Annotated in this window: 20 protein-coding genes; 13 read left to right on the top strand and 7 right to left on the bottom strand. The window is 67.6% G+C overall.

What is annotated here, in order from left to right; genetic code table 11:
* Window positions 1-6 precede the first annotated feature (6 nt).
* Complete coding sequence (locus tag ABWW33_RS00620) at window positions 7-1,173, bottom strand: ABC transporter substrate-binding protein (protein WP_353397726.1); 1,167 nt, start codon at window positions 1,171-1,173, stop codon at window positions 7-9.
* 128 nt (window positions 1,174-1,301) lie between these two features.
* On the opposite strand from ABWW33_RS00620, the gene ABWW33_RS00615 reads away from it, so the two are divergent.
* Window positions 1,302-1,793, top strand: coding sequence for a MarR family winged helix-turn-helix transcriptional regulator (locus ABWW33_RS00615; RefSeq protein WP_353397723.1), 492 nt, complete (start codon window positions 1,302-1,304; stop codon window positions 1,791-1,793).
* Here the strand turns inward: ABWW33_RS00615 and ABWW33_RS00610 are convergent, their stop codons facing one another.
* Window positions 1,794-3,611, bottom strand: coding sequence for a sigma 54-interacting transcriptional regulator (locus tag ABWW33_RS00610; RefSeq protein WP_353397720.1), 1,818 nt, complete (start codon window positions 3,609-3,611; stop codon window positions 1,794-1,796).
* Window positions 3,612-3,902: 291 nt separating this feature from the next.
* On the opposite strand from ABWW33_RS00610, the gene ABWW33_RS00605 reads away from it, so the two are divergent.
* From ABWW33_RS00605 to ABWW33_RS00565, 9 genes are read left to right on the top strand one after another with little or no spacing between them, the layout of a single operon-like run.
* Entirely contained in the window at window positions 3,903-5,372 is a 1,470-nt protein-coding gene (locus ABWW33_RS00605; protein ID WP_353397717.1) for a benzaldehyde dehydrogenase, read from the top strand.
* 24 nt (window positions 5,373-5,396) lie between these two features.
* Window positions 5,397-6,164, top strand: a complete 768-nt coding sequence (locus tag ABWW33_RS00600) for a coniferyl-alcohol dehydrogenase (protein ID WP_353397714.1) — start codon at window positions 5,397-5,399, stop codon at window positions 6,162-6,164.
* Window positions 6,165-6,224: 60 nt separating this feature from the next.
* On the top strand, window positions 6,225-7,928 hold the full coding sequence (locus tag ABWW33_RS00595) for a DUF1302 domain-containing protein (protein ID WP_353397711.1): 1,704 nt from the start codon (window positions 6,225-6,227) through the stop codon (window positions 7,926-7,928).
* Window positions 7,929-7,941: 13 nt separating this feature from the next.
* Window positions 7,942-9,300, top strand: coding sequence for a DUF1329 domain-containing protein (locus ABWW33_RS00590; protein ID WP_353397708.1), 1,359 nt, complete (start codon window positions 7,942-7,944; stop codon window positions 9,298-9,300).
* A 15-nt stretch (window positions 9,301-9,315) separates the two neighbouring features.
* Window positions 9,316-10,431, top strand: coding sequence for a WD40/YVTN/BNR-like repeat-containing protein (locus ABWW33_RS00585; protein ID WP_353397705.1), 1,116 nt, complete (start codon window positions 9,316-9,318; stop codon window positions 10,429-10,431).
* A 34-nt stretch (window positions 10,432-10,465) separates the two neighbouring features.
* Complete coding sequence (locus ABWW33_RS00580; RefSeq protein ID WP_353397702.1) at window positions 10,466-12,895, top strand: efflux RND transporter permease subunit; 2,430 nt, start codon at window positions 10,466-10,468, stop codon at window positions 12,893-12,895.
* A 19-nt stretch (window positions 12,896-12,914) separates the two neighbouring features.
* Window positions 12,915-14,534 (top strand): methyl-accepting chemotaxis protein, encoded by a 1,620-nt coding sequence (locus ABWW33_RS00575; RefSeq protein WP_353397699.1) that lies wholly within the window; start codon window positions 12,915-12,917, stop codon window positions 14,532-14,534.
* Window positions 14,527-16,419: a carboxylesterase/lipase family protein gene (locus ABWW33_RS00570; protein WP_353397696.1), complete on the top strand. Its 1,893-nt coding sequence runs from the start codon at window positions 14,527-14,529 to the stop codon at window positions 16,417-16,419. The genes ABWW33_RS00575 and ABWW33_RS00570 overlap by 8 nt, the downstream gene beginning before the upstream one ends.
* Window positions 16,416-17,699 (top strand): thiolase family protein, encoded by a 1,284-nt coding sequence (locus ABWW33_RS00565; RefSeq protein ID WP_353397693.1) that lies wholly within the window; start codon window positions 16,416-16,418, stop codon window positions 17,697-17,699. The genes ABWW33_RS00570 and ABWW33_RS00565 overlap by 4 nt, the downstream gene beginning before the upstream one ends.
* Here the strand turns inward: ABWW33_RS00565 and ABWW33_RS00560 are convergent.
* Window positions 17,676-18,137: a MarR family winged helix-turn-helix transcriptional regulator gene (locus ABWW33_RS00560; protein WP_353397690.1), complete on the bottom strand. Its 462-nt coding sequence runs from the start codon at window positions 18,135-18,137 to the stop codon at window positions 17,676-17,678. The genes ABWW33_RS00565 and ABWW33_RS00560 overlap by 24 nt on opposite strands.
* 115 nt (window positions 18,138-18,252) lie before the next feature.
* Between ABWW33_RS00560 and ABWW33_RS00555 the strand changes: the two genes are divergently transcribed.
* Genes ABWW33_RS00555 through ABWW33_RS00545 form a run of 3 tightly spaced genes read left to right on the top strand, consistent with a single transcriptional unit; the run spans window position 18,253 to window position 22,467 of the window.
* Window positions 18,253-19,086 carry a p-hydroxycinnamoyl CoA hydratase/lyase gene (locus ABWW33_RS00555; RefSeq protein ID WP_176650251.1) on the top strand — a complete coding sequence of 278 codons (834 nt, stop codon included), beginning with the start codon at window positions 18,253-18,255 and terminating at the stop codon, window positions 19,084-19,086.
* A 40-nt stretch (window positions 19,087-19,126) separates the two neighbouring features.
* Window positions 19,127-20,581: an aldehyde dehydrogenase gene (locus ABWW33_RS00550; RefSeq protein WP_353397686.1), complete on the top strand. Its 1,455-nt coding sequence runs from the start codon at window positions 19,127-19,129 to the stop codon at window positions 20,579-20,581.
* Between the two features lie 14 nt (window positions 20,582-20,595).
* Entirely contained in the window at window positions 20,596-22,467 is a 1,872-nt protein-coding gene (locus ABWW33_RS00545; protein ID WP_353397683.1) for a feruloyl-CoA synthase, read from the top strand.
* 24 nt (window positions 22,468-22,491) lie between these two features.
* Here ABWW33_RS00545 and ABWW33_RS00540 read toward each other — a convergent pair whose 3' ends face one another.
* The 4 genes from ABWW33_RS00540 to aroQ all read right to left on the bottom strand — a co-directional run bounded on the left by ABWW33_RS00540 (window position 22,492) and on the right by aroQ (window position 26,667).
* Entirely contained in the window at window positions 22,492-23,583 is a 1,092-nt protein-coding gene (locus tag ABWW33_RS00540; RefSeq protein ID WP_353397680.1) for an SGNH/GDSL hydrolase family protein, read from the bottom strand.
* A 61-nt stretch (window positions 23,584-23,644) separates the two neighbouring features.
* Window positions 23,645-24,979 (bottom strand): MFS transporter, encoded by a 1,335-nt coding sequence (locus ABWW33_RS00535; protein WP_176650247.1) that lies wholly within the window; start codon window positions 24,977-24,979, stop codon window positions 23,645-23,647.
* 30 nt (window positions 24,980-25,009) lie between these two features.
* Window positions 25,010-26,134 carry a porin gene (locus ABWW33_RS00530; protein ID WP_353397678.1) on the bottom strand — a complete coding sequence of 375 codons (1,125 nt, stop codon included), beginning with the start codon at window positions 26,132-26,134 and terminating at the stop codon, window positions 25,010-25,012.
* 77 nt (window positions 26,135-26,211) lie between these two features.
* Window positions 26,212-26,667, bottom strand: a complete 456-nt coding sequence (gene aroQ, locus ABWW33_RS00525; protein WP_353397676.1) for a type II 3-dehydroquinate dehydratase — start codon at window positions 26,665-26,667, stop codon at window positions 26,212-26,214.
* Between the last annotated feature and the right edge of the window lie 5 nt (window positions 26,668-26,672).

Below are 26,672 nucleotides of genomic sequence, written 5' to 3'. Positions count from 1 at the left end.
ATCTCCTTAGTTAGGGCTGACGTCGCGCAGCACTGCGATAGGCTCGTTCACCAGCTTGCCGTTGACCTTCTTCACTTCGCGGATGTACATGTTCTGTACGATGTCGCGCGTGGCCGGATCGATGCTGATCGGTCCGCGCGGACTGTCGCGCTTCATACCCGCCAGCACCTGCATCGCCTTGTCGCCGGTGACGGCGCCGCCCAGCTTGCGGACGGTTTCGTAGATCATGCCCATGGTGTCGTAGGCCGCCACCGTGACGAAGGTGGCGGGCGGGCGGCCCGGATTGGCCGTCGCGTAGGCCTTCAGGAAGGCCTTGTTGGCGTCGTTGTCCAGCGTGGGCGCGTAGTTCAGCACCGTCACCGCGCCCAGCGCGCGGTCGCCCAGCGCCTCCAGCGTCGGCGTTTCGCTGGTCATGTCGCCTACCCCGAGGAACTTGATGCCGGCCTTGTCCAGTCCCTTGTCGCTGAAGGCTTTCAGCAGGCCGATGCCGTCTTCCACACCGGGCGCGAAGAAGAACAATGCGTCCGGCTTTTCATCCTTGATGCGCTGGATGAAGGGCGAATAATCAGGATTGGCCAGCGGCGCCCGCGCCGAGCCCACCACCTTGCCGCCGCCGGCGCTGAACTCCTTGGTGAAGCGCGCCTCCGCATCCAGCCCGGTGCTGTAGTCGCTGACCAGCGTATAGACCTTGCCGATCTTGTTCTTGGCGGTCCAGGCACCGAACGGCCCGGTCATCTGGTGCATCGTCATGCTGGTGCGCAGCATGTACGGCGACTTGGCGGTGATGCCGTTGGTGACCGCGTTCATCACGATCATCGGCATCTTCGCCTGGGTGGCGATGGGCGCCACCGCCATGGCGCTCGGCGTCAGCGAGAAACCGATCAGGAAACTGACATGCTCGCGCGTGATCAGCTCCTGGGCCGCCCGTTTGGACTGGTCGACATTGGTGCCGCCGTCGTCGCGGTAGATGATCTCGATCTTCCTGCCGGCCACCTGGTCGCCGTATTGCTGCAGATAGGTCTTGATGCCGTCCTCGAACGGCTTGCCGGTGTTGGCGAACGGCCCGGTGAGCGCGGCTATGACGCCGATGCGGATGGGTTCCTGGGCCTGGACCGAACCGGCGGCCAGATGCAAGCCGGCCGCCAGTACAGTGATAAGTACGCTGCGTTTCATCGTGTCTCCTCGATGGATGGTTTTAGAACAACTAGTTATGTTTTATAATGATTATAGACTATACGCATTTTCAAAAGATTGCAAGCGGCAGGATGGCCGCGACGCCGCTTCTTTGTTAGAATCGGAGCATGACCAATAAGCCCAAGAACAGGAAACCGGAATTGACCGACGCCGTCCACGAGGCGGCTGAGCAGCCGCTGGACCAGAGCACGCTACTGGGGCTGGTGGGATATAACTGCCGCCGCGCCTACATCAACATCATGCCGGTGTTCGAAAAGCGCATGGCGAAGTATCAGCTGCGGCCGGTGGATTTCAGCGTGCTAAGCCTGCTCAAGGCCAATCCCAACATCAACCAGAAGCGGCTGTCGGATGCGGTCAACGTGTCGCCGCCCAATCTGGCCATCCTGCTCGACAGGCTGCAGGAGCGCGGCCTGCTGCTGCGCCAACGCAGTCCGCTGGACCGCCGCTCGCAGACGCTGGTGCTGACGCCCGCTGGCCTGAGCATGTGCACCAAGGCGGAAAAGACCGCCAGCGATCTGGAAGCGGATGCGACGGCCGCGCTGACCGACGCCGAGCGCGCGCAGCTCATCAAGCTGCTGCAGAAGATCTACATGGAGTGATCAGGGTTCGCCCTGCTGGAGCTTCTTCATCCGGTAGGACAGCTGCGGCCGCGTCAGGCCCAGCATGCGCGCCGCCGCCGACAGGTTGCCGTCGGCCCGCTTCACCGCCGCCAATATCAGCGTGCTTTCCAGATGGTCTAGCGACCAGTCCTGCTCCTGAGCCGACGCCTGCCGCCGCAACATGTCGGGTAGCACATCGAGCAGCGCACCGCTGGGTTGCGGCGCCGGCGCGGTTGCGCCGTGGCTGGTCAGGCGTCCCGTCTGCGCCAGCGAGAAATACGAGGTCTGCGATTCCTCGCCGCTGGTGAACAGGTGCGGCAGGTCGATCGGCCCATCCTCGTCGGCGAAGATGACGCCGCGCTCGACCAGGTTTTGCAGCTCGCGGATATTCCCGGGGAAGTGGTAGTTGAGCAGCGCATCGACCGCGCGCGCCGTGAAGCCGGTCACACGGCGCTGATGCTTCTGGCCGTAGTGCCGCATGAAGTAGCCCATCAACAACGGGATGTCGTCGCGCCGGTCGCGCAGCGGCGGCAGGTGGATGGGGAACACGTTCAGGCGGAAGAACAGGTCTTCGCGGAAGCGGCCCTGGCGGATCTCCTCGCGCAGGTCGACATTGGTGGCCGCCACCAGCCGCACGTCGACCTTGACGCTGCGCACGCCCCCTACCCGTTCGATCTCGCCTTCCTGCAGCGCGCGCAGCAGCTTGCCCTGCGCGACCAGGCTCAGGGTCCCGATCTCGTCGAGGAACAGCGTGCCGCCGGAGGCGCGCTCGAAGCGGCCGGGCCGCGACTGGCTGGCGCCGGTGAAGGCGCCGCGCTCCACGCCGAACAGTTCGGACTCGATCAGCGTCTCCGGGATCGCCGCGCAATTGACAGCCACGAAGGGCTGCTCCTTGCGGGCGCCGATCTGGTGCAGCATGTAGGCGAACAGCTCCTTGCCAACGCCCGACTCGCCGGTGAACAGCACCGTGGCGGCGGTCGGCGCGACGCGCTTGAGCATGTGGCAAGCCGCGTTGAAGGCCGACGACACGCCCACCATCTCCTTTTCGCCGTACGAACGTCCGTCGTCGCCCGGCAGCACCGCGGCCTGCTGGTGCTGTCCCGGGCCGCCGTAGGCCGTGGTGCTGACGAACGATTCCGCGTTCAGGAAGCGCAGGTCCTCTTCCACGTTATCCCATTCGTCGGCCGGCTTGCCGATCAGGCGGCAGTGCTTGTGGCCCATCGACGTGCACTCGACCTCGCGATAGATGGTCAGCCGTCCGATCATCGCACTGGTGTAGCCGATGGCGTAGCCGGTCTGCATCCAGCAGGCCGGCTCGGTGCCGATGCCGAAATCGGCGCTGTGCACCTCGGCCTCGCTGGAATGGTGCCACAGGAATTCGCCGTGATAGGTGCCGCGCTCGAAGTCGAATTCGAAATGCAGCGGTTCGACCTTCACCGCGCCTTCCAGCGAATGCATGCGCGGTCCCGCCGCGAACAGCGAACCCGGCTCCGCGTCGGGCCAGCGTTCGCGCAGCAGCTGCGCATCGCGCGCGCCGGCCGAATAGCCGACCCGCGTCAGCAGGCCGCGCGTGCGCTCCGGGCCTATGCTCTCGATCAGCTCGCGCCGCAATGAGCCGAGCGACGTGATATGCAGCAGCTGCATGCGCTGGCCGTTGAGCCAGATGCGGCCGTCGCCCGGCGAGAAGTGCAGGCTTTGCGTCAGGTCGTCCAGCGTGGGCGCGGCGCCGGCCTTCAGGTGCTGGCTGTCGCCATGCTGCAGCATCTTGCCGCTGACGCGCGACATCTCCGCCAGCGATACGCGAGGGGGTTTGCTCATGTCTCCGCTTTCATCGTCTTTTACCAAATCATACATCGGCACTTCTCCCATTTGATCATTTCATCAATCGCCGGCACCTGTTCTTTTTTGCTGCGCTGCGCCACGCAAGGCCCGCAAAAATCGGCTTGACGCCCGGCGCGGACATCGCTTGGTGCGCCGCAATAACACCGCGCCACAACGAGCTGGCACACAACTTGTAATAGCTAAGGCAAGAGCGGCAAGCAGACCTTCATGCAACTAGCGTGCTAGCAGGCTGACTTCCCCACCATTCAACCTTCAACAGGAGACAGCATGACCAACGCGAATGCGCTTTTGCGTCCATCGATCTGGCAGGACCTGGTTTTCAACGGCGACTGGATCCCGGCCCACGGCGGCAGCCACACCTTCACCGAACCCGCGACGGGTGAGCAACTGGGCCGCGTCGGCCTGGCCGACGCCGACGACGTGGCCCGCGCCGCCACCGAAGCGCGCGCCGCGCAGGCCGCGTGGGCCGCCAGCGACTACAAGGAACGCGCCGCCATCTTCCGCCGCGCCGCCGCCCTGATCGCCGAACACCATGACGAGCTGTCGACCTGGATCCTGCGCGAGACCGGCGCGATCCGTCCCAAGGCGGATCTGGAATTGCGCGAGGCCGGCGCCCACCTGCTGGAAGCGGCCGCGATGCTGACCCAGCCCAAGGGCCAGTTGCTCGCCTCCGCCAGCGGCCAGATGAGCATCGCGCGGCGTGTGCCGCACGGCGTGGTGGGCGTGATCTCGCCGTTCAACTTCCCGCTGATCCTGTCGATCCGCTCGATCGCGCCGGCGCTGGCCACCGGCAACGCCGTGGTCCATAAGCCGGACCTGCAGACGCCGATCAGCGGCGGCGTGCTGATCGCCCGCATCTTCGAGGCGGCAGGCCTGCCCAAGGGCGTGCTGCACGTGCTGCCCGGCGGCGCCGAAGCGGGACAGGCGATGTGCAGCCATCCCGACATCGCCATGATCGCCTTCACCGGTTCCACCGCGGTGGGCCGCAGCATCGGCGAACTGGCCGGCCGCAACCTGAAGAAGATGTCGCTGGAATTGGGCGGCAAGAACTCGCTGATCATCCTCGACGACGCGGATCCCGACGTCGCAGCCGCCAACGTGGCCTGGGGCGCCTACCTACACCAGGGCCAGATCTGCATGGCCTCCGGCCGCATCCTGCTCCAGCGCGGCATCGCCGACGCCGTGATCGAGCGCGTGGTGGCCAAGGCCAAGAACCTGCCGGTGGGTGACCCGATGAGCGGCCAGGTCGCGCTGGGGCCTCTGATCAACGCGCGCCAGGTGCAGCGCGTGCACGCCATCGTGCAGGACAGCGTGGCCGCGGGCGCCACCCTGCTGGCCGGCGGCACCTACGACAAGCAGTTCTACCAGCCCACCGTGCTGACCGGCGCGCGTCCCGGCATGCGCTGCTTCGAGGAAGAGCTGTTCGGCCCCGTCGCCTCGATCACCGTGTTCGACACCGACCAGGAAGCCATCGCGCTGGCCTCCGCCACCACCGGCTGCCTGGCGCTGGGCGTGATCACGCCGACGCTGGCGCGCGCCATGCACATCGTCGACCGGGTGCCGGCCGGCCATGTCCACATCAACGACCAGACGGTGCTGGCCGAAGCGCACGCGCCGTTCGGCGGCGGCGGCACCTCGGGCAACGGCGGCCGTCATGGCGGCAGTTCCGACTGGGACGAATTCACCCAGTGGCAATGGCTGACGGTGAAGACCGAAGCACCGCGCTATCCCTTCTAACGACAACACCAACAAGGAGACCACATGAAGTTACGTAACAAGACCATCGTCGTCACCGGAGCCGCATCCGGCATCGGCGCCGAAGTGGCGCGCCTGGCGCGCTTCGAAGGCGCCACCGTGATCGGCATGGACCGCAACGAACCTGGCCTGACGCTGGACGGCTTCGTGGCCGTCGACCTGGGCCAGCAGGCCAGCATCGACGCCGCCATCGCCAAGCTGCCGCAACGCGTGGACGCGCTGTGCAACGTCGCCGGCGTGCCAGGCACCGCCGATCCGGCGCTGCTGGCGCGGGTCAACTACCTCGGGCTGCGCCATCTGACGGAAGGCGTGCTGCCGCGCATGCCGGCCGGCGGCTCCATCGTCAACGTCGCCTCCATCCTGGGCGCGGAATGGCCGGAGCGCCTCGACCTGCACAAGCAGCTGGCCGCCGTCCGCGGCTACGTCGAAGGCCAGGCCTGGCTGGACGCGCACCCGGTACCCGCCGACACCTGCTACCAGTACTTCAAGGAGGCACTGATCGTCTGGACCTACGCCCAGTCGCAGCCATGGTTCCTGGAGCATTCGGTGCGCATGAACTGCGTGGCGCCCGGCCCTGTCTTCACCCCCATCCTGGGCGACTTCGTATCGATGCTGGGCGAGGAGCGTGTACAGCGCGACGCCCACCGCATGAAACGTCCGGCCTACGCCGACGAAGTGGCCGCCGCCATCAGCTTCCTGTGCAGCGACGACGCGCGCTGGATCAGCGGCGTCAACCTGCCTGTCGACGGAGGACTGGTTTCGACCTTCATCTGATGCACGCCATCCGCCCGGCCGCGCGTCAGCGGCCATACAACTATAACTAGGAGACTGACAATGCAAGCGAACAAACGCCTGAGTCCAACCCTGTTGGCATTGGCCGTGGCTGCCGCCATGCCGGCCGCCCACGCCTTCGAGTTCGAGACCGATAATCCCGATCTCAAGATCAGCTGGAACAACACCTTCAAATACAGCAGCGCCTACCGCCTCAAGGATGCCGATGCGCGTCTGCTGGCGGGAGGCTACCCATCGTCCGGTCCCGGCGACTTCACCGGTTACAACATCGACGACGGCAACCAGAACTTCCGCCGCAAGGGCATCGTCTCCAGCCGTGTCGACTGGCTGTCCGAGTTCGACGCAGGCACCCGCAACCTGGGCATGCGCGTCAGCGCAGCCGCCTGGTACGACACCGCGTACAACCGCAACAACGACAACGGCTCGGCCGCCAGCAACGCCGTCACGCTGGCCGGCCAGGCCAGCAATACCTTCGCCGAGGGCACCCGCCTGCTCCACGGCCGCAACGCGGAACTGCTGGACGCCTTCGTCTTCGCCAAGGGAGCGTTGGGCGAACTGCCGGGCACCGTGCGCGTGGGCCGCCACACGCTGCAATATGGCGAGAGCCTGTTCTTCGGCGCCAACGGCATCGCCAACGCGCAGGGACCGGTGGACCTGGTCAAGCTGCTCAGCGTGCCCGGCGCGCAGTTCAAGGAGATCCTGCGTCCGGTCAACCAGGTCTCGGGCCAGTTGCAGGTGCTGCCCAACGTGTCGATCGGCGGCTACTACCAGTTCGAATGGCGTCCAACCCAGATACCTGGCGTCGGCAGCTACCTCAGTTCCTACGACGCCGCCGGCGCCGGCAGCACCGCCTTCCTGGTGGCGCCGACCAACAGCGGCGCACCGGCCTTCTACACCGTGCCGGACATGAAGGCGAAGAATTCCGGCCAGGGCGGTCTGCAAGTGAAGTTCTCACCGGCCGGCTCGGACGTCGAATACGGTTTCTACGCGGCCCGCTATCACGACAAGACGCCCTACTTCTACCTGGGCTTCACGCCCGGCTTCCCGCCAGGCGCGCCGTCCACCGTGCAAGCTGTGTACGCGGAAGGCATCCGCACCTTCGGCGCCAGCGCCAGCACCGTGCTGCTGGGCGCGAACGTGGCGGCCGAAGTCTCGGTGCGCCGCAATACGCCGCTGGTCAGCGATCCGACGCCCAACTTCCTGTCCCGCACCGGCACCGGCGTGTTCGCCGACAACAGCGGCAATCCCGCCTACGCGGTCGGCAATACGGCGCACGTCAACCTGTCGGCGATCTACGTGATGCCGACCAACCCGTTCTTCCAGGGCGCGTCGCTGCTGGGCGAGCTGGCGTGGAACCGCGCCACCAGCGTCACCTGGCAAGGCTCGCTCGATCCCAACACCACGCGCGACGCCACCTCGGCCCGCATGATCTTCGAGCCGGCCTACTACCAGGTGATCGACGGCCTCGATCTGTCGATCCCGATCGGCGTCGGCTACAACATCGACGGCCGCTCGCGCGCCGTATTCAACTTCAACGGCGGCAGCTCGCACGGCGGCGACTTCAATATCGGCGTCAACGCCACCTACCACCAGGACTGGAAGTTCGGCATCAGCTATGTGCGCTTCCTCGGCGCGGCGGGCACCTTCCTGAAAAATAATCCGGCCACCAACACGCCCATCCTGAGCTATGCCCAGTCGCTGGCGGACCGCGATTACATCTCCTTCAACATCAAACGCGCATTCTAAGGACAAAACTATAATGAAGACGACCCTGACTTTCGCCACCACCGCGCTGGCACTGGCTTTCGCGCTGCCGCACGCCGGCGCCGCCGTCACCGCCGACGAAGCGGCCAAGCTGCACTCCACCCTGACGCCGCTGGGCGCCGAAAAAGCCGGCAACAAGGACGGCACCATTCCGGCCTGGGACGGCGCCTACGCCAAGGTTCCGGCCGGCTTCAAGCCGGGCGACTTCCGCGCCGATCCCTTCGCCGGCGAAAAGCCGACCTTGGCCATCACCGGCAAGAACGTCGACCAGTACGCGACCAAGCTGTCGGCCGCCACCGTGGCGCTGCTGAAAAAATATCCGGGCTACCGTATCGACGTCTACCCGACCCACCGCACCGGCGGCGCCCCGGCCTGGGTGTACGAGAACACCTTCAAGAACGCCACCCGCGCCAAGTCCATCGACGGCGGCTTCGGTGTCGAGGGGGCGTTCGGCGGCATCCCGTTCCCGATTCCCAAGACCGGCTACGAGGCCATGATGAACCACCGCCTGGCCTGGACCGGCGAGACCACCGTGTTCCCGCTGCGGACCACCATCGTCACGCCGGACGGCAAGCGCGCCACCGCCACCGAGGCCGAACAGACCATCATGCGGCCTTACTACTTCAAGGACGGCAGCCTGGAAAAATTCGACGGCATCTACCAATTCGGCCGCCTGATCACGCGCGCGCCCGCCTCCAAGGCCGGCGAAGGGATCCTGGTCCACGACGGTATCAGCGAAGCGCAGCCGCGCGCGATCTGGCAGTACCTGGTGGGCCAGCGCCGCGTGCGGCGCGCGCCGTCGGTGTCCTACGACACGCCGGACTCGGTCACCTCCGGCATCGGCCTGTTCGATGAAGCGTTCATGCTGTTCGGCCCCATCGACCACCATGAGCTCAAGCTGGTCGGCAAGAAGGAGATGTACATCCCCTATAACAACAACCGCGCCGCCTCGGCCAAGATCAGCGACCTGGTTGGCCCGCAGTTCCTCAATCCCGACCTGGTGCGCTGGGAGCTGCACCGCGTCTGGGAAGTGGAGGCGAGCCTGATTCCCGGCAAGCGCCACGTGGTGACCAAGCGCCGCTACTACCTGGACGAGGATACCTGGCAGATCATCCTGGTCGACGGCTACGACGCGCAAGGCCAGATCTGGCGCGGCAACTACACGCTGACGCTGCTGGCGCCGGACCTGCCGGCCGTGGTGGGCAACGTCATGTGGGGCACCTACAACGTGCAGACCGGCGCTTATCTGCTGAACGAGGCATCCAACGATCTGCCGTCGCAGTACAAGACCATTCCTCGCCTGCCGGCCAGTTATTTCGGTCCCGAGGAACTGGCCAACCAGGGTTCGCGCTAAGTGAAGGAGCGCTCGATGAACGGATTGAATCCACTCGCGGCCCGCTGCATCACGCGGACGGCGCTGGCGGCTTGCTGCGCCCTGGCCCTGACGCCGGCGGCGCGGGCCGACGGCGCGGGCGCCCCCATCCCGGCGGCGTTGACGCAGCCGGCGCTGGTCACGCCCAAGGCCTTGAACGCGGCCATGCTGGCCATCGCCGCCGCCGGCCAGCGGCTGGTCGCCGCCGGCGAGCGCGGCACCATCCTGTACTCGGACGACGCCGGCGTCTCCTGGCGCCAGGCCCGGGTGCCGGTCAGCGTCAGCCTGACGGCATTGCAGTTCGTCGATGCGCGCCAGGGCTGGGCGGTCGGGCACCAGGGCGTGGTGCTGCACAGCGCCGACGGCGGCGCCACCTGGAGCAAGCAGCTGGACGGCATCCAGGCCGCGGCGCTGGCGCTCAAGGGAGCGGCCGACATCGCCGGGCCTGAACAGGCGCGCGCCCAGGCCGACGCCCAGCACCTGGTGGACGACGGCCCGGACAAGCCCTTCCTCGACCTGTACTTCGACAGCGCGCGCAGCGGCTATGTGCTGGGCGCCTACAACCTGCTGTTCAAGACCGGCGACGGCGGCGCCACCTGGCAGCCGTGGCAGCGGCATGTGGCCAATCCCAAGGGCCTGCACCTTTACGGCATGCGCGGCGCCGGCGGCGCGCTCTATCTGGCCGGAGAACAGGGCCTGCTGTTGCGCTCGACCGACCAGGGGGCCAGCTTCAGCGCCCTCCCCACGCCATACAAGGGCAGCTATTTCGGCCTGCTGGCCGCGCGCGGCGGCGCGCTGGTCGCCTTCGGCCTGCGCGGCAACGCCTACTGGTCCGGCGACCAGGGCGCCAGCTGGAGCAGGATCGACACCGGCATCCAGGCCTCGCTGGCCGGCGGCGCCGAACTGGCCGACGGCACGCTGGTACTGGTCAGCCAGGGCGGCGACGTGCTGCTCAGCCGCGACCAGGGCCGCAGCTTCGCCGCGCAGTCCGGCGCCGCCCTGCCGCCCGCGCTGCCGCTGGCCGCCGTGGCGCAAGCCAGCGACGGCGCGCTGGTCGTGGCCGGACTGCGCGGCCTGCGCCGGGTAGCGCCGGCGCAGCCGCAGCCGCGCTAGCGCCCTTCCCTCATACGAATATGGTTGGAACATCATGCACACAGATCAAGATTTGGAACAACAGCCGGTAGTACGGCGGCTACAGGATTTCGACACCGCCTCGGGCAACCTGGGCGAACGCGCGCTGTTCAACTACCGGCCGCTGGTCATCCTGCTATGCCTGCTGGCGACCATCGTGCTGGGCTACCAGGCCACGCGGATCCGGCTCAACGCCAGCTTCGAGAAGATGATCCCCAGCGCCCATCCCTACGTGGCCAACTACCTGGCCAACAAGGCCGACCTGAATGGACTGGGCAACTCGGTGCGCATCGCGGTCGAAGCGGGCGGCGGCACCATCTACGACCGCGCCTACCTCGACACCCTGCAACGCCTGAACGATGAACTGTTCCTGCTGCCGGGCGTGGACCGGCCGTTCATGAAATCGCTATGGACGCCCAGCACGCGCTGGGCCGCCGTCACCGAGGAAGGCCTGGACGGCGGCACCGTCATCCCGGACGGCTACGACGGCTCGGCCGCCAGCCTGGCGCAGTTGCGCGCCAACGTCGCCCGTTCCGGCGAGATCGGCCAGCTGGTGGCGGCCGACTTCAAGTCCAGCATCGTGTTCGTCCCGCTGCTGGAGCAGAATCCGCAGACCGGCCAGGCGCTCGACTACGGCGCCCTGTCGGAGCGGCTGGAACAGATCCGCGCCAAATACCAGAAGGAAGGCGTGCGTATCCACATCACCGGCTTCGCCAAGATCGTCGGCGACCTGATCGAAGGCTTGCAGCAGGTGCTGATGTTCTTCCTGCTGGCGATCGCCATCGCCGGCGCGGTGCTGTTCTGGTACACGCGCTGCTGGCGCAGCACCACGCTGGTGGTGGTGTGTTCGCTGGTGGCGGTGCTGTGGCAGTGCGGCCTGCTGGCCGCGCTGCATTACGAACTCGATCCGTATTCCGTGCTGGTGCCCTTCCTGGTGTTCGCCATCGGCATGAGCCACGGCGCCCAGAAGATGAACGGCATCATGCAGGACGTGGGCCGCGGCACGCACCGGGTGGTGGCGGCGCGCTACACTTTCCGCCGCCTGTTCGCCGCCGGCCTCACCGCGCTGCTGTGCGACGCGGTCGGCTTCGCGGTGCTGGTCAGCATCCGCATCAAGGTGATCCAGGACCTGGCCATCATCGCCAGCATCGGCGTGGCGGTGCTGATCTTCACCAACCTGGTGCTGCTGCCGGTGCTGCTATCGTACACCGGCGTCAGCGCCAAAGCGGCCGCGCGCAGCCTGCAGGCAGACAGCGCCGACGGCGCGGCCCAGCCATGGCTCTGGACCTTCCTCGACCGCTTCACCCAGCGCCGCTGGGCCGCCATGACGGTGGCCGCCAGCCTGCTGCTGGGCGGCCTGGGCTACCTGTACAGCCTTAACCTGAAGGTGGGCGACCTCGATCCCGGCGCGCCGGAACTGCGCGCCGATTCGCGCTACAACCGCGACAACGGTTTCATGGTCGCCAACTACGCGGCCAGCTCCGACATCCTGGTGGTGATGATCAAGACCGCGCCCGACCAGTGCACCCGCTACGCCACGCTGGCAAGCGTGGACGCGCTGGCGTGGCGGCTGGAGCAGCTGCCCGGAGTCGATTCGACCAACTCGATGGCGGCCCTGAGCAAGCTGGCCACCACCGGCTACAACGAGGGCAACTTCAAATGGTATGACCTGATCCCCAATGCCGGCGCGCTGGGCGCGGTGCAGACCCGGGCTCCGCGCGAACTGTTCAACCAGAGCTGCTCGCTGCTGTCGCTGTACGTCTACCTGAAGGACCACAAGGCCGCCACGCTGACCCGTGTGGTCGACGCGGTCGAAGCCTTCGCCGCCGCCCACAACACGCCGGAAGTGGAATTCCAGCTGGCCGCCGGCAGCGCCGGCATCGAGGCCGCCACCAACATCGTCGTCAAGCAGGCCATGCACGACATGCTGTTCTGGGTCTATGGCGCGGTGATCCTGCTGTGCTACGCCACCTTCCGCAACTGGCGCGCGGTGCTGGTGGCCATCCTGCCGCTGGTGCTCACCTCCATCCTGTGCGAAGTGCTGATGGTGGTGCTGGGCATGGGCGTCAAGGTGGCCACGCTGCCGGTGATCGCGCTCGGCGTCGGCATCGGCGTCGACTATGCGCTGTATGTGCTCAGCGTGATGCTGACCCGCATGCGCGCCGGCGCCACGCTGTCCGAGGCCTACCTGCATGCGCTGCGCTTCACCGGCCGCGTGGTGATCCTGACCGGCGTGACGCTGGCCGTGGCGGTCGCCACATGGCTGTTCTCGCCGATCAAATTCCAGGCCGACATGGGCATCCTGCTGGCCTTCATGTTCCTGTGGAATATGGTGGGTGCGCTGGTGCTGGTACCGGCGCTGGCGCACTTCCTGATGCCGCAGAAGACCGCGCGCCGCGACACGCCGGCGCAGGCGGCTGAACGCGCCGTGGCTGGCATCCACTGACGCCATGGGCACTTCCGACATGAGCATCGGTGCCCGCCTGCGGCTGGGCTTCGGCCTGGTCCTGGCGCTGCTGGTCGCCGTCATGGCGCTCGGCCTGGGCCACATGGCCCAGATGCAGCAACGTACCGACCAGATCACGCTGGTCGGCAACGTCAAGACGCGGGTCGCCACCCAGATGCGCGATACCGTGTATGAACGCATGATCGCGCTGCGCAACATGGCGCTGATCGGTTCCCTGTCCTACCTCCAGCCGGAGGCGGAACGGATGCAGGACCAGGCCAGGCGTTACACCGCCGCCGAGCAGAAGCTGCGCCAGCTGCTGGCCGGCGACGCCACGCCGGGAGAAACCGCGCTGCTGGCGCAGATAGCCCAGCACAATGCGGCGGCCCGGCCGCCCATCGCGCAAGCCATGGAGCTGGCCATGCGCAGCGAGTCCGACCAGGTCTACACCGTGCTGGTCGAGCGGCTGCTGCCGGTCCAGACCCGCTGGATGACGGCGCTGGAACAGCTGGTCGAACTGGAGACCCGCCAGAGCGAACAAGCCGCCGCGCAAGGACGTTCGTCCGACGCCGGCGCGCGCGCCTGGATGCTGGCGCTGGGCGCGGCGGCCCTGCTGCTGGGCTGCCTGCTGTGCTGGCGCCTGACGCGCGGCATACTCGAACAACTGGGCGGCGAGCCGGCCTACGCGGTCAAGATAGCCGGCCGCACCGCCGCCGGCGACCTGGCGGGCGGCGTCAACCTGCGCGGCGGCGACGTTTCCAGCCTATTGTTCGCGATGCACACCATGCGCACCGACCTGGCCGCCATGGTCGGCAAGGTACGCAGCGGCACCGACCGCATCGCCGGAGCGGCCAGCGACATCGCCGGCGGCCATCAGGACCTGACCCGCCGCAGCGATGGCCAGCGCGATTCCCTGCGCGCCACCGCCGGCTGCATGGAACAACTGGCCGACGCCGTGCGCGACAACGCCGGCCATGCGCGGCAGGCGACCGGGCTGGCCGCCAACGCCACCGCGGTGGCGCGCGACGGCGGCAAGGTGGCGGCGGAAGTGATACTGACCATGGATTCCATCACCGCTTCCGCCCACCGTATCGGGGAAATCATCGGCGTCATCGACGGCATCGCGTTCCAGACCAATATCCTGGCGTTGAACGCGGCGGTCGAAGCGGCACGGGCGGGCGAACAGGGACGCGGCTTTGCGGTCGTCGCCGGCGAGGTACGCAACCTGGCGCACCGCTCGGCCACCGCAGCGCGCGAGATCCGCACCCTGATCGGCCATTCGGTGGCGCAGGTCGAAGCCGGCAACCAGCTGGTGGCGCGTGCCGGCGCCACCATGAACGAGGTGGTCGACAGCGTGCAGCAGGTCGGCGCCATCATCGGCCGCATCGCCGCCGTCAGCATGCAGCAGCAGGCCGGCATCGAGCAGGCCGGCGCCGCGTTGCAGGCGATGGAGCTGGTCACGCGGCAGAACGCGGAGCTGGTAGAACAAGCCACCGGGGCCACGGCCGGCATGCGCCAGCAGGCGGCGGAACTGGCGCGGCTGGTGCGCGCCTTCAAACTCGACGACGGCGCCGGCCCACCGGCTCCGCCTCCACCTCACCCGACACTAACACTGCAAGAGGAATCCGATCATGCCTGACATCCTGCTCTTTGCCGCGGTTGCCGCGGTACTGCTGGTTTCCGCCCTGCTCTGGCGCCGCCAGGCCGCTTCAAAAACCGCCGGCGCCGCCACGCCAGCGATGCCCGTTGCCGATTCGCTGCGCCACACCGCGCTAGGCCACGTGGTCGGCCGCGCCGACCGCCACCAGACCCACGCCTGGCTGGGACTACCGTATGCGCAGCCGCCGGTCGGTCCGCTGCGCTGGAAGGCGCCGCGTCCGCCGCAGCCGTGGGAAGGCCTGCGCGAGGCGCTGGCTTGCGGCCAACCCGCCCTGCAACTGGGCGGCATCACGCTGGAACTGCCGCCCGAGCTGTGGGGCCAGGTGGCCGGTGCGGAAGACTGCCTGACGCTGAACGTGTTCGCCCCGCAGATGACGGCCGGACAGGCACGTACGTCCGCGCTGCCGGTGATGTTCTGGATCCACGGCGGCGCCAATACCGCCGGTACCGCCGCCACCTACACCACGCTGCGCAACCTGGCCGGCCAGGACCAGGTGATCGTGGTGTCGGCCAATTACCGCCTCGGCATCCTGGGCTGGTTCAGCCTCGACGAACTGGCGCGGGACGACGACAGTCCGGCCGACCGCTCCGGCAATTTCGGCACGCTGGACCTGATCGCGGCGCTGCAATGGGTGCGCCAGCACATCTCGGCCTTCGGCGGCGATCCCGACAACGTCACGGTGTTCGGCGAATCGGCCGGCGGCCTGAATGCCTACACCCTGCTGGCCAGCCCGCTGGCCAAGGGACTTTTCCACCGCGCCATCCTGCAATCGCCGCTGGCCGTCAGCTATACGCCGGCGCAGGCGCGCAACTACACGGACGACGTCCAGCCCGGCCACGCCCTCAGCTCGCGCGAGCTGCTTTGCCAGTGGCTGCAGCGCGACGGCCGCGCCGCCGACCGCGCCGCAGCCAAGGCGTTGATCGCCTCCATGCCGGCCGCCGACATCGCCGCCTATGTGCGCGGCCTGCCGGCGGACGCGCTGCTGGCGCCTGTCACGCCGGGGGCGCTCAGCTTCTACGACGCGCCCTGCGTGCTGCAGGACGGCCACGTGCTGCCCGCCATGCCGCTGGCCGAGGTGTTCGCCGACCGTGGCCGCTACAACGCGGTGCCGGTCATCATCGGCACCAACCGCGACGAGTACAAACTGTTCATGTCCAACAATCCCGACTACGTACGCATGCTGTTCGGCAGCATCCCGCTGATGCGCGACCGCGTCCGCTACCAGCGCCACGCCGCCTACATGTCGGCCTTGTGGCAGGCCGCCGGCGCGCTGGAGCCGGCCAGCGCGATGGTGGCCTCCGGCCATCGGGATGTATGGACCTACCGCTTCGACTGGGACGAACAGCCCGCCGTGCCGCTGATCGCCCCACGCGTGCTGCTGGGCGCCGCGCACGTGCTGGACGTGGCCTTCGTGTTCCGCGACCTGGACGGAGAATTCGATCCGTTCCGCTCCTTCACCGCCGCCAACCTGCCCGGCCGCAAGGAAGTGTCCGACGCCATGGCCGGCTACTGGACCCACTTCGCTCGTCACGGCCAGCCGGCCAGCGGCCCGGCCGGAACACTACCCGAGTGGCGGCGCTGGAGCGCCGATGCCGCCGCCCCGCGCATGATGGTCTTCGACACCAGCGCCGACGGCGGCACCCGCATGGTGGTCCACGAGAACAGCCTGGCCACGCTGAAGGCCGCGCTGGCGCGCGACCCGGCGCTGCACGACGATCCGCGCGAACGCTGCGAACTGTTCGGCCGCATGTTCCTGTGGTCGATCTTCGGCGGCTACGAGGCCCAGCATGCGCTGGAAGCCTTCGCCCGCACCCACGGCTACGCCGGTCCGACCGGGCAGTTGCGCCCCAGCTACTGGCCATGAGCATGAGCGCCAACCGGGGTTTCTTCCAGAGCTACGAGGACTTGTGGATGATCGACGGCCTGCGCACGCCGATGGCCGACTACTGCACCGCGTTCAGCCACGTCTCGCCCACCGACCTGGGCATCAAGGCCGCGCGCGCGGTGCTCAAGCGCAGCGGCGTGCCGGCCGCCGACATCGGCTCCGTCATCAGCGGCAGCATGGCGCCCGGCGACTGCTACCAGTACATGCTGCCGCGCCATATCGGCCTGTACGCCGGGGTGCCGCTGACGGTGCCGGCGCTGAACGTGCAGCGCATCTGCGGCACCGGCTTCGAGTTGTTCCGCCAGGCTGGCGACCAGATCGCGCTGGGCTACGCCGACGCCGTGCTGGTGGTCGGCACCGAATCGATGACGCGCAATCCGATCGCCGCCTTCGACCACCGCGCCGGCTTCAAGCTGGGCGCGCCGGTCGCCTTCCAGGACTTCCTGTGGGAGGCGCTGACCGATCCCGCGCCCGGCGTCACGATGCCGCAGACCGCCGAAAACCTGGCGCGCCGCTACGGCATCACCCGCGCCGAGGTGGATAAATTCGCCGCGCTGTCGCACGCCCGCGCGCTCGACGCCCGGACGGCCGGCTTCCACGCCGGCGAGATCGTCGCCGTCGGCAACGAGACCTTCACGCTGGACGGCTATGCCGACCGCCGCATCCGGCTGTGCGGTCCGGTGGAGGAGCTGGCGCAGGATACCCATCCGCGCATTTCGCCGCCGTCGGTGCTGGCCACGCTGCGCGCCCTCTATCCGCAAGGCGTGCAGACCGGCGGCAACAGCTGCGCGCTGGCCGACGGCGCGGCGGCGGCCATCGTCGCTTCCGGCGCCTACGCCATCGCCGGCGGACACCGTCCCCAGGTGCGCATCGTGGCGGCGGCGGTGGTCGGCGTGCCGCCCGAGGTCATGGGCATCGGCCCCGCGCCCGCCATCCGCCTGCTGCTGCAGCGCTGCGGATTAAGCATGGAGCAGATCGGCCTGTTCGAAATCAATGAGGCGCAAGGCGCGCAGATCGTGGCGGTCGAGCGCGAACTGAAGCTGGACCGGGAGCGCCTCAACGTCCACGGCGGCGCGATCGCGCTGGGCCATCCGCTGGCGGCGACCGGCGTGCGCCTGACCATCACCCTGGCGCGCGCGCTCGACCTGCGGCGCCAGCGCTACGGCGTGGCGGCGGCCTGCATCGGCGGCGGACAGGGCATCGCCCTGCTGCTGGAAAATCCGCGCTGGCGGCAGTCACAGCACAATGGCGCTCAGTGACCGCAGCAGCAGGCGCAGTTGCGCGTGCAGCTCGCTGCGCTGGTCGACGCCCAGTTCGGCCAGCATGGCGTGCTCCAGCTCCGCCACCGCGGCGTCGCCCTGGCGCAGCAGGGCGCTGCCCTCGGCGCTGAGGCGCAGATGGATGATGCGGCCATGATTGGCGTCGGCCTGGCGCACCACCCAGCCGCGCGCCTCCATCGCCTTGACCATCTCGTTGGCCGACTGCGGCGAGATCATCGAGCGCTCGGCCAGCTGCGCGTTGGACAGCTGCTGCTGGGTGTCGAGCACCGACAGCGCCGTGTACTGGGCGGCCGTCATGCCCAGCAAACCGAGGCTGTCGCGCAGGCGGCGGCTCAGCACATGGTCGATGCGGCCGATCAGGTAGGCGATGCCGCTGGGTTTGTCGTGCGCGGCGGCGGGCTGGTGTTTTTTCATCATGGTCCGGAAGTTCAAGAAGCGTTCGAAAAAGCGCTTGCAATACAGGCCAAGCAGCATATATTATAAGACATGTATCAGGCAACCTGATATTAACCTAACATTAAGTGAGACCGAAATGAGCCAATATGACAAGCGCTGGAGCACCGTAAAAGTCGACGTCACCGGCGGCATCGCCTGGGTGACCCTGAACCGCCCGGAAAAACGCAACGCCATGAGCCCGACGCTGAACCGCGAAATGATCGACGTGCTGGAAACGCTGGAGCTGGATCCGGAGGCCGAGGTGCTGGTGCTGACCGGCGCCGGCGACAGCTGGACCGCCGGCATGGACTTGAAGGAGTACTTCCGCGAAAACGACGGCAAGCCGGAGATCTTCCAGGAGAAGCTGCGCCGCGACTGCTCGCAGTGGCAATGGAAGCTGCTGCGCATGTACAGCAAGCCGACCATCGCCATGGTCAACGGCTGGTGCTTCGGCGGCGCCTTCTCGCCGCTGGTCGCCTGCGACCTGGCCATCTCCGCCGACGAGGCAGTGTACGGCCTGTCGGAGATCAACTGGGGCATCCCGCCGGGTAACCTGGTCAGCAAGGCGGTCGCCGACACCATGGGCCACCGCCAGGCGCTACACTACATCATGACCGGCGACACCTTCACCGGCAAGGAAGCGGCCGCGATGGGCCTGGTGAACAAGAGCGTGCCGCTGGCGCAGCTGCGCGAGGCCACCATCGAACTGGCGGAAAAGCTGCTGGCCAAGTCGCCGACCGTGCTGCGCATCGCCAAGAACGGTTTCAAGCGCTGCCGCGAACTGACCTGGGAGCAGAATGAAGACTACCTGTACGCCAAAGTCGACCAGTCCAACTACCGCGACCCGGAAAAAGGCCGCGCCCAGGGCCTCAAGCAGTTCCTGGACGATAAGACCATCAAACCAGGCCTGCAAACCTACAAGCGCGCATAAGACGCGCCCAGCCCCAGCCTAATAACCAAGGAGATACGCCATGCTTGAAGCCCGCTTGCTGATCGGAGGCCTGGACCAGGCCGCATCCACCGGCGCCACTTACCAGCGCCTCAACCCTGCCACCGGCGACATCGCCTCGGTGGTCGCCGCCGCCACCCTGGACGATGCCGACGCCGCCGTCGCGGCGGCGCAGGCGGCCTTCCCCGGCTGGTCCGCCACCGCGCCGGGCGAGCGCCGCCGCCTGTTGCTCAAGGCGGCCGACTGCCTGCAGGCGCGCGCGCCCGAATTCATCGCGGCCGGCGTGGCCGAAGCGGGCGGCGTGGCCGGCTGGTACGGCTTCAATGTGATGCTGGCCTCCTCCATGCTGCGCGAAGCGGCCGCGCTGACCACCCAGATCGCGGGCGAAGTGATCCCGTCCGACGTGCCAGGCCTGCTGGCGATGGGTATGCGCCAGGCCTGCGGCGTGGTGCTGGGCATCGCGCCGTGGAACGCGCCGGTAATCCTGGGCACGCGCGCCATCGCCACGCCTCTGGCCTGCGGCAATACGGTGGTGCTCAAGTCGTCCGAGGTCTGTCCCGCCGTGCATCGCCTGATCGGCAAGGTGTTCGAGGACGCGGGCTTCCCGCCCGGCGTGGTCAACGTCGTCAGCAACGCGCCGCAGGACGCGGCCGCCGTGGTGGCGCGCCTGATCGCCCATCCGGCCGTCAAGCGCATCAACTTCACCGGTTCGACCAAGGTGGGACGCATCATCGCCCAGCAGGCGGCCCAGCATCTGAAACCGGTGGTGCTGGAATTGGGCGGAAAGAATCCGCTGCTGATCCTGGACGACGCCGACCTCGATGAAGCGGTGCAGGCGGCCGCCTTCGGCGCCTTCTTCAACCAGGGCCAGATCTGCATGTCGACCGACCGCATCATCGTCGACAACAAGATCGCCGACGCCTTCGTGGAAAAACTGCGCATCAAGACCGCCGGCCTGCGCGCCGGCAAACCCGGCCAGGAAGGCGCGGTACTGGGCGGCATGGTCGACGCCTCGGCAGCCAGTCGCGTGGCCACCATGATAGACGACGCCAAGGCCAAGGGCGCCAAGCTGGTATGCGGCAGCGCCGACAGCGACGGCAACCTGCTGCAGCCGGCCATCATCGACCACATCACGCCGGCCATGACGGTCTATCAGGAAGAATCGTTCGGCCCCATCGTCGGCATCATCCGCGTCGATGGCGACGAGGCGGCGCTGGCCGAGGCCAACGCCAGCGAATACGGCTTGTCAGCCGCCGTCTTCAGCCGCGACATCCCGCGCGCGATGGCGCTGGCGCGGCGCATCGAATCGGGCATCTGCCACATCAACAGCTCCACCGTGGCCGACGAGGCGCAGATGCCGTTCGGCGGCGTCAAGGCCAGCGGCTACGGGCGCTTCGGCGGCAAGGCCGGCATCGCCGAATTCACCGACCTGCGCTGGATCACCATCCAGAGCGGCCACCGCCACTACCCGGTGTGATGGAGGAGCACGCAATGACGCAGCTCCCCACCACCGCCGCGACGCTGGACCTGTCGCGCTATCGCCCGGTGCGCGTGGGCAGCGCGCCGGTGCGGGTCGAGGCAGACGCCCACGGCGTCTGGCGCCTGGCCTCGCAGGAAGCGCTGGGCGACTATCCCGACCGCATCACCGATTGCCTGGTACGCGGCACCGAGCGTCATCCCGAACGCACGCTGGCCGCCCAGCGCGGCGCCGACGGCGGCTGGCAACACATCAGCTACCGGCAGATGCTGGAGCAGGCGCGCGCCATCGGCCAGGCGCTGCTGGACCGGGGCCTGTCGGCCGAGCGGCCGCTGATGATCTTGTCCGGTAACGATCTGCAGCACCTGCAACTGGCGCTGGGGGCGCTGTATGCGGGCGTCCCCTATTGCCCGGTCTCGCCAGCAGCCTCCGGTGCCGCCACCGACCACGCCAAGCTGACCCACTTCGTGCGTCACCTGACGCCCGGCATGATCTACGCCACCGACGGCGGCGCCTGTGCGGCGGCGCTGGCGGCGGCGGTGCCGGACGAGGTGGAGGTCGTGACCGACCGGGGCGACGCAGGCCGCGCCGTCACGCCGCTGGCGCAGCTGCTGGCGACCGTCCCGCACGCAGTGGACGCGGCCAACGCCGCCTGCGGCCCGCACACCATCGCCAAATTCCTGTTCACGTCGGGATCGACCAAGCTGCCCAAGGCGGTGATCACCACCCAGCGCATGTTGTGCGCCAACCAGCAGATGCTGCTGCAAAGCTTCCCCGCGTTCGGCGACAAGCCGCCGGTGCTGTTGGACTGGCTGCCGTGGAGCCACACCTTCGGCGGCAGCCACAACGTCGGCATCGCGCTGTACAACGGCGGCAGCTACTACATCGACGACGGCAAGCCCACCGCGCGCGACTTCGCCGTCACGGTGCGCAACCTGAAGGAGATCGCGCCGACGGTGTTTTTCAACGTGCCCAAGGGCTGGGAGCTGCTCACCGCCGCGCTGCAGGACGACCCCGACCTATGCCGCCATTTCTTTTCGCAGATGGAGCTGTTCTTCTTCGCCGGCGCGGGCCTGTCGCAGGCGGCGTGGGATGCGCTGGAGCGGGTCAGCGAACAGCACTGCGGCCAGCGGATCCGCATCATGGCCGGCCTGGGCATGACGGAAACCGCGCCCTCCTGCACCTTCACCACCGGTCCGGTGATGATGGCCGGCTATGTCGGCCTGCCGGCGCCGGCCTGCGAGGTCAAGCTGGTGCGGGTGGATGGCAAGTACGAAGCGCGCTTCCGCGGCCCGCACGTCATGCCGGGCTACTGGCGCGCGCCGGAAGCCAGCGCCGCCGCCTTCGACGACGAAGGCTACTACTGCAGCGGCGACGCTGTGCGCTTCGTCGATCCGGCGCGGCCGGAACTGGGATTGATGTTCGACGGCCGCATCGCCGAGGACTTCAAACTCAGCAGCGGCACCTTCGTCAGCGTCGGACCGCTGCGGGCGCGGGTGATCAGCGCCGGCGCGCCCTACATCCAGGACGTGGTGGTGGCCGGCATCAACCGCGACAGCATAGGCTTGCTGGTGTTCCCGCGCATGGACCAGTGCCAGCTGCTGTCCGGGCTGGGCGCCGACGCCGATGCCGTTGCAGTCCTGTCCAGCGCCCCGGTGCGCAACCACTTCAGCCAGTTGCTGACGCAGCTGAACGCCACGGCGACCGGATCGGCGTCCCGCATCGAGCGCATGTTGCTGCTGGAGGAAGCGCCGTCCGTGACGGCCGGCGAGCAGACCGACAAGGGCTCGATCAACCAGCGCGTGGTGCTGGAGCGGCGCGCGGCGCTGGTCGAGGCGATGTATGCCGGAGCAGTCGGCGCCGGCGGGTTGCTGGTCGGCGGCTGAGACATGCTTGCCGCCGGCATCACGCTACCAGCCGAGCTTTTGCCGGATGAACGCCGTCAGCAAGGCGGCATTGGCCCGGTTCTGCTTCACGCGCGGATGCCCCTGATAGCCGGTGAAGGGAAACATCAGCGTCGCGATCCTGGCGTCGCCGGTATCGCGCTCGATCTGCGCGACGGCCGAGCGTACGACATCGGGCCACTTCGACCCCGGCTGCGTGGCGTCCATGCTGCCCAGCGCGCAAACGATATAGGCACGCGGATAGCGCTTGCGGATCTCCTGCACGAAGGCGCGGTAGCGCTGCACACGCTCGGCGTCGTCCGGCGCCGGGGTCAGTTTCTTCTCCCGGTCGATCAGCCATTTGTCGTTCTGCAGCAGGTTGATGACCACCACGTCCGGTGTCCATGAACTGAAATCCCATTTGGAATCGTTCTTGCCCGCGCCGTTCAACTGGTCGAAATAGACCGGCATGGTGAAGGGGAACCAGCTGATCATCACGCCGATACCGCTTTGCGAGATAAAGTGCGCTTCCGCATCGAGGTTGCGTGCGGTGATCCCCGCGAAGGACAGGAAGTTGTTCTTGTCCTTCGCCAGATGATCGGGGCCGTCGTCGGGCGATTCGTCGCCCATGCCGCTGGTGATCGAGTCGCCGAAGAATTCGATCTTGCGCTGCTTGCGCGGCGGTGGCGCCAGCAGCGTGCCGCCGTCGGCCAGTTCCAGGCCTGCGAAAGTGGTGCCGCCCTCCTCGCCTTCGGTACGCTTGGTCAGCAGGAAGGAATGCGGACCGGGCGCCAGGCCGGTGGCCACCACGTACGAGCGTTCGCCCTTGTCCGCCTGCAGCACCACCGGGCGCTCCAGATTCCCGTCGAGGTAAACGCTGAAGAAATTGTGGCCAAGCTGGTCGTCCAGCCGCACCGCCAGGGAGCTGCCGGTGAACCGGGCTTCGACGCTCGATCCCGGCCAGGTCAACACGGGGGCGGCGGCATTGCGCCAGTCCACCCGGCCGGTGTAGAGCAGATGGCTGTCGCCGGGCGCAATCAGGGTAGCGGCGCCGGCCTGCGCCGCCACCAGTGCCGAAATCGCGCCAATGAGCTTCAGCCCGGATATCAGTGACTTCATATTTTCCTGTCGGTTCTTTGGGCAGGCTTAAGTCTGACATCGGAAGCAAGGCGAGGTCAAGTCAGGCGGCCTGGCCTAATTCATGCATCGGCACCTTGTAGGTCTCGCGCGCCGTCGCCACCGAGATCGCCGCCACCACGCTGGTGGCCGTCACGAAAGCGGCCACCGGAATCCAGCCCCCCGGCCCCGGCTGCAGGATCGAGGCGCTGATGGTCGGCGCGAAGCCGCCCAGCGCGAAGCCGATCTGGGTGCCGATCGCCATGCCCGACAAACGCACGCGGGTACTGAACATCTCGCCGTACAGCGACGGCCAGACGCCGTTGGCGGCGCTGTACACCACGCCCGACAGCAGCAGGCCGAAGATGAACACCAGCGGCAGGTTGACGGTGCTGATGCTCCACATATAGGGCCAGATCAACGCCGCCGATCCCAGCGCGCCGAAGATGAACACCGGCTTGCGGCCGATACGGTCCGACAGCGCGGCGAACATCGGGATCGCCCCCAGCGCCAGCACGTTGGCCAGCACCAGCACCGTCAGCATGGTGGTGCGCGGTATGTGCATGGTGTTGACCGCGTACGACAGCGTGAACACGCTGAAGATCGTGCTCACCACCGACACCAGCGCGGCGAAGATCACCCGCAGCAGATTGGCCTTGTGCTCGCGGAACAGCAGCGCCACCGGCATGCGGCTGGGCTGGTGGCTGGACTCTTCGGCGAAGGCCGGCGTTTCCGGCAAGGTGCGGCGCACCCAGATGCCGACCGCCACCACGATCGCGCTCAGGAAGAAGGGAATGCGCCACCCCCAGGACAGCAGCTGCTCCTCCGGCAGCGCGGACAGCGGCAGGAACACCAGCGTCGCCAGGATCAGGCCGGCCTGCGTGCCGCTCAGCGTGAAGCTGGTGAAGAAGGCGCGCCGGTGGGCTGGCGCGTGCTCCAGCGTCATCGAGTTGGCGCCGGCCTGCTCGCCGGCGGCCGACAAGCCTTGCAGCATGCGCAGCGCCACCAGCATGATGGGCGCGGCGATGCCGACCTGGCCGTAGGTCGGCAGCAGGCCGACCAGGAAGGTGGAAATCCCCATCAGCAGCAGGGTGAAGGTCAGCACCCGCTTGCGGCCGTAGCGGTCGCCGATATGGCCCAGCAGCACCGCGCCTATCGGCCGCGTGACGTAGCCGACGCCGAAGGTGGCGAATGCGGCCACCGTCGCCGCCGCCGGGTCGAAGGCGGGGAAGAAGATTTTGCCGAACACCAGTGCCGCCGCCGTGCCGTAGATGAAGAAATCGTAGTACTCGACCGCGCTGCCGATCCAGCTGGCAAAGGCGGCCTTGCGCGGCGATCGTGGCGGTTCCACCGCGGCGCCGGCTGCCGCCTTGCCTCGTTTTGCTGTTGCTGTTGTCATGTCGTCCTCCAGTTGATTATTGTAGTTGGATTAAAACTTGTGCAGGATGCCGGCCTGCAGGCCGGTCAGATGTTTGCCGTTGATGTCGGCGCCCGCCAGGTTGGCCGACGGTCCGGCCGAACCGCTGAAGCGGAAGCCGGCGTTGGCCTGGTTCTGCATCACGCTGGCGAAACCGTACAGCGTGGTGCGTTTGGACAGCTCGTAGTAGGCACCCGCGTTGGCGCCGCGCGCGCCGGCATTGCCGCCGGAGGTGTCCTTGATGATGCCGTACAGGGCGCCTATCCTCAGCGCGCTGCTGACGCGGTAGTCGGCCGACACCTGGTAGAAGTTGTAGTAGCGGGCCGCGTTGCGGTCGGTGCCGGCGAAGAAGTTGTTCGGGTTGCTGACGTTGTTGAGAATGACGCCGGCATTCAGGCCGTTGGCGCTGGAGGTGGAATTGTTGCTGCGCGCCGCGGCCAGATAGATGGTGCCGCTGCCGTACTGGTAGTCGGCGTAGACGTTGTGATACACCACCTTGTCGTGCACCGTGGCGGTGACGCTGTTGGGGCTTGCCTGCAGACCCGCATAGCCGGCGCGGTACGGGCCGTTGCGGTAGTCCAGCGCCAGCTGGTAGATCGGGCTGTTGCCGCGCGTGGCGCCGCCGTTTTCCGGCAGCGCATAATGCAGCACCAGCTGCGCCCCGGCCAGCCGCGGCGAGCGGTAGGACAGGTCGTTGTCGTAGCGCGAGGGAATGCCGAAGGTGTTGAACAGCGAGCCGAAGGTGGTGCGCTCGGTGTAGTCGATGGCGCCGCCGATCAGGAAGATCTCCGTGTTCTGGCGGCCGATGCGGTATTCGCCGCTGGGCGCCTCGATGCCGACCCAGGCCTGGCGGTCGAACAGGCGGGTGCTGTCGGCGCCGGTGCCGGTATCGGCGTTGATGCCTTGCTCCAGCGCGAACTTGACCTTGTAGCCGCCGCCCACATCCTCCGTGCCTCGGAAGCCGAGACGGCTGCGCAGCACGGCGCCGTCGTTCAGGCCCGTGATATGGGCGCCGCTGCTGCTGCGGATATAGCCCAGGTACTCGTCGAAGTTGCCGTAGATGGTGACGTTGGACTGCGCCTGGGCGGCAGCCTGCCATGTCGCCATGCAGGCCAGCGCGATTGCTTGCTTCTTCATTCTGTCTCCGTTTTATTCACTTCATATGGTTGTGGTTCCCCCGGTACTGCCGCGAAGCGAGGGGCTTCGTTTTTTTCTTAATCCTCGGCCAGCGCGGCGATCGCCAGCGCGTAGCCGCGCACGCCGAAGCCGGCCATCACGCCCTGCGCCACCGGCGACAGCCACGAGCGATGGCGGAACGGCTCGCGCGCATGGACGTTGGAGACGTGCAGTTCGATCACCCGCACATCCGCGCCCTTGATGGCGTCGTGCAGCGCCACCGAGGTGTGGGTATAGGCGCCGGCGTTGAACACCACGCCGGCCAGCGTGCCCTGCGCCTGCGCCGCGCCGGCCGCATGGATGGCGTCGACCAGCACGCCCTCGTGGTTGGACTGGCGGAAGTCCAGCGCGTAGCCGTATCGCTCGCAGGCGGCAGCGCACAGGCGCTCGACGTCGGCCAGCGTGGCCGCGCCGTACACGGCCGGCTCGCGCTGGCCGAGCAGATTCAGATTGGGACCGTTCAACACCATCACGGTCTGGCCTGGAGGTCGCATCGCCG

The sequence above is a fragment of the Duganella hordei genome, assembly GCF_040369125.1.
Lineage (GTDB): Bacteria > Pseudomonadota > Gammaproteobacteria > Burkholderiales > Burkholderiaceae_D > Rugamonas > Rugamonas hordei.
This window is presented reverse-complemented; position numbering and strand designations above follow the sequence as displayed.

What these genes read in the sequence shown, in the direction of transcription:
- ABWW33_RS00620 (WP_353397726.1), bottom strand. Translation starts at nt 1,173, where the DNA reads ATGAAACGCAGCGTACTTATCACTGTACTGGCGGCCGGCTTGCATCTG.
- ABWW33_RS00615 (WP_353397723.1), top strand. Translation starts at nt 1,302, where the DNA reads ATGACCAATAAGCCCAAGAACAGGAAACCGGAATTGACCGACGCCGTC.
- ABWW33_RS00610 (WP_353397720.1), bottom strand. Translation starts at nt 3,611, where the DNA reads ATGAGCAAACCCCCTCGCGTATCGCTGGCGGAGATGTCGCGCGTCAGC.
- ABWW33_RS00605 (WP_353397717.1), top strand. Translation starts at nt 3,903, where the DNA reads ATGACCAACGCGAATGCGCTTTTGCGTCCATCGATCTGGCAGGACCTG.
- ABWW33_RS00600 (WP_353397714.1), top strand. Translation starts at nt 5,397, where the DNA reads ATGAAGTTACGTAACAAGACCATCGTCGTCACCGGAGCCGCATCCGGC.
- ABWW33_RS00595 (WP_353397711.1), top strand. Translation starts at nt 6,225, where the DNA reads ATGCAAGCGAACAAACGCCTGAGTCCAACCCTGTTGGCATTGGCCGTG.
- ABWW33_RS00590 (WP_353397708.1), top strand. Translation starts at nt 7,942, where the DNA reads ATGAAGACGACCCTGACTTTCGCCACCACCGCGCTGGCACTGGCTTTC.
- ABWW33_RS00585 (WP_353397705.1), top strand. Translation starts at nt 9,316, where the DNA reads ATGAACGGATTGAATCCACTCGCGGCCCGCTGCATCACGCGGACGGCG.
- ABWW33_RS00580 (WP_353397702.1), top strand. Translation starts at nt 10,466, where the DNA reads ATGCACACAGATCAAGATTTGGAACAACAGCCGGTAGTACGGCGGCTA.
- ABWW33_RS00575 (WP_353397699.1), top strand. Translation starts at nt 12,915, where the DNA reads ATGAGCATCGGTGCCCGCCTGCGGCTGGGCTTCGGCCTGGTCCTGGCG.
- ABWW33_RS00570 (WP_353397696.1), top strand. Translation starts at nt 14,527, where the DNA reads ATGCCTGACATCCTGCTCTTTGCCGCGGTTGCCGCGGTACTGCTGGTT.
- ABWW33_RS00565 (WP_353397693.1), top strand. Translation starts at nt 16,416, where the DNA reads ATGAGCATGAGCGCCAACCGGGGTTTCTTCCAGAGCTACGAGGACTTG.
- ABWW33_RS00560 (WP_353397690.1), bottom strand. Translation starts at nt 18,137, where the DNA reads ATGATGAAAAAACACCAGCCCGCCGCCGCGCACGACAAACCCAGCGGC.
- ABWW33_RS00555 (WP_176650251.1), top strand. Translation starts at nt 18,253, where the DNA reads ATGAGCCAATATGACAAGCGCTGGAGCACCGTAAAAGTCGACGTCACC.
- ABWW33_RS00550 (WP_353397686.1), top strand. Translation starts at nt 19,127, where the DNA reads ATGCTTGAAGCCCGCTTGCTGATCGGAGGCCTGGACCAGGCCGCATCC.
- ABWW33_RS00545 (WP_353397683.1), top strand. Translation starts at nt 20,596, where the DNA reads ATGACGCAGCTCCCCACCACCGCCGCGACGCTGGACCTGTCGCGCTAT.
- ABWW33_RS00540 (WP_353397680.1), bottom strand. Translation starts at nt 23,583, where the DNA reads ATGAAGTCACTGATATCCGGGCTGAAGCTCATTGGCGCGATTTCGGCA.
- ABWW33_RS00535 (WP_176650247.1), bottom strand. Translation starts at nt 24,979, where the DNA reads ATGACAACAGCAACAGCAAAACGAGGCAAGGCGGCAGCCGGCGCCGCG.
- ABWW33_RS00530 (WP_353397678.1), bottom strand. Translation starts at nt 26,134, where the DNA reads ATGAAGAAGCAAGCAATCGCGCTGGCCTGCATGGCGACATGGCAGGCT.
- aroQ (WP_353397676.1), bottom strand. Translation starts at nt 26,667, where the DNA reads ATGCGACCTCCAGGCCAGACCGTGATGGTGTTGAACGGTCCCAATCTG.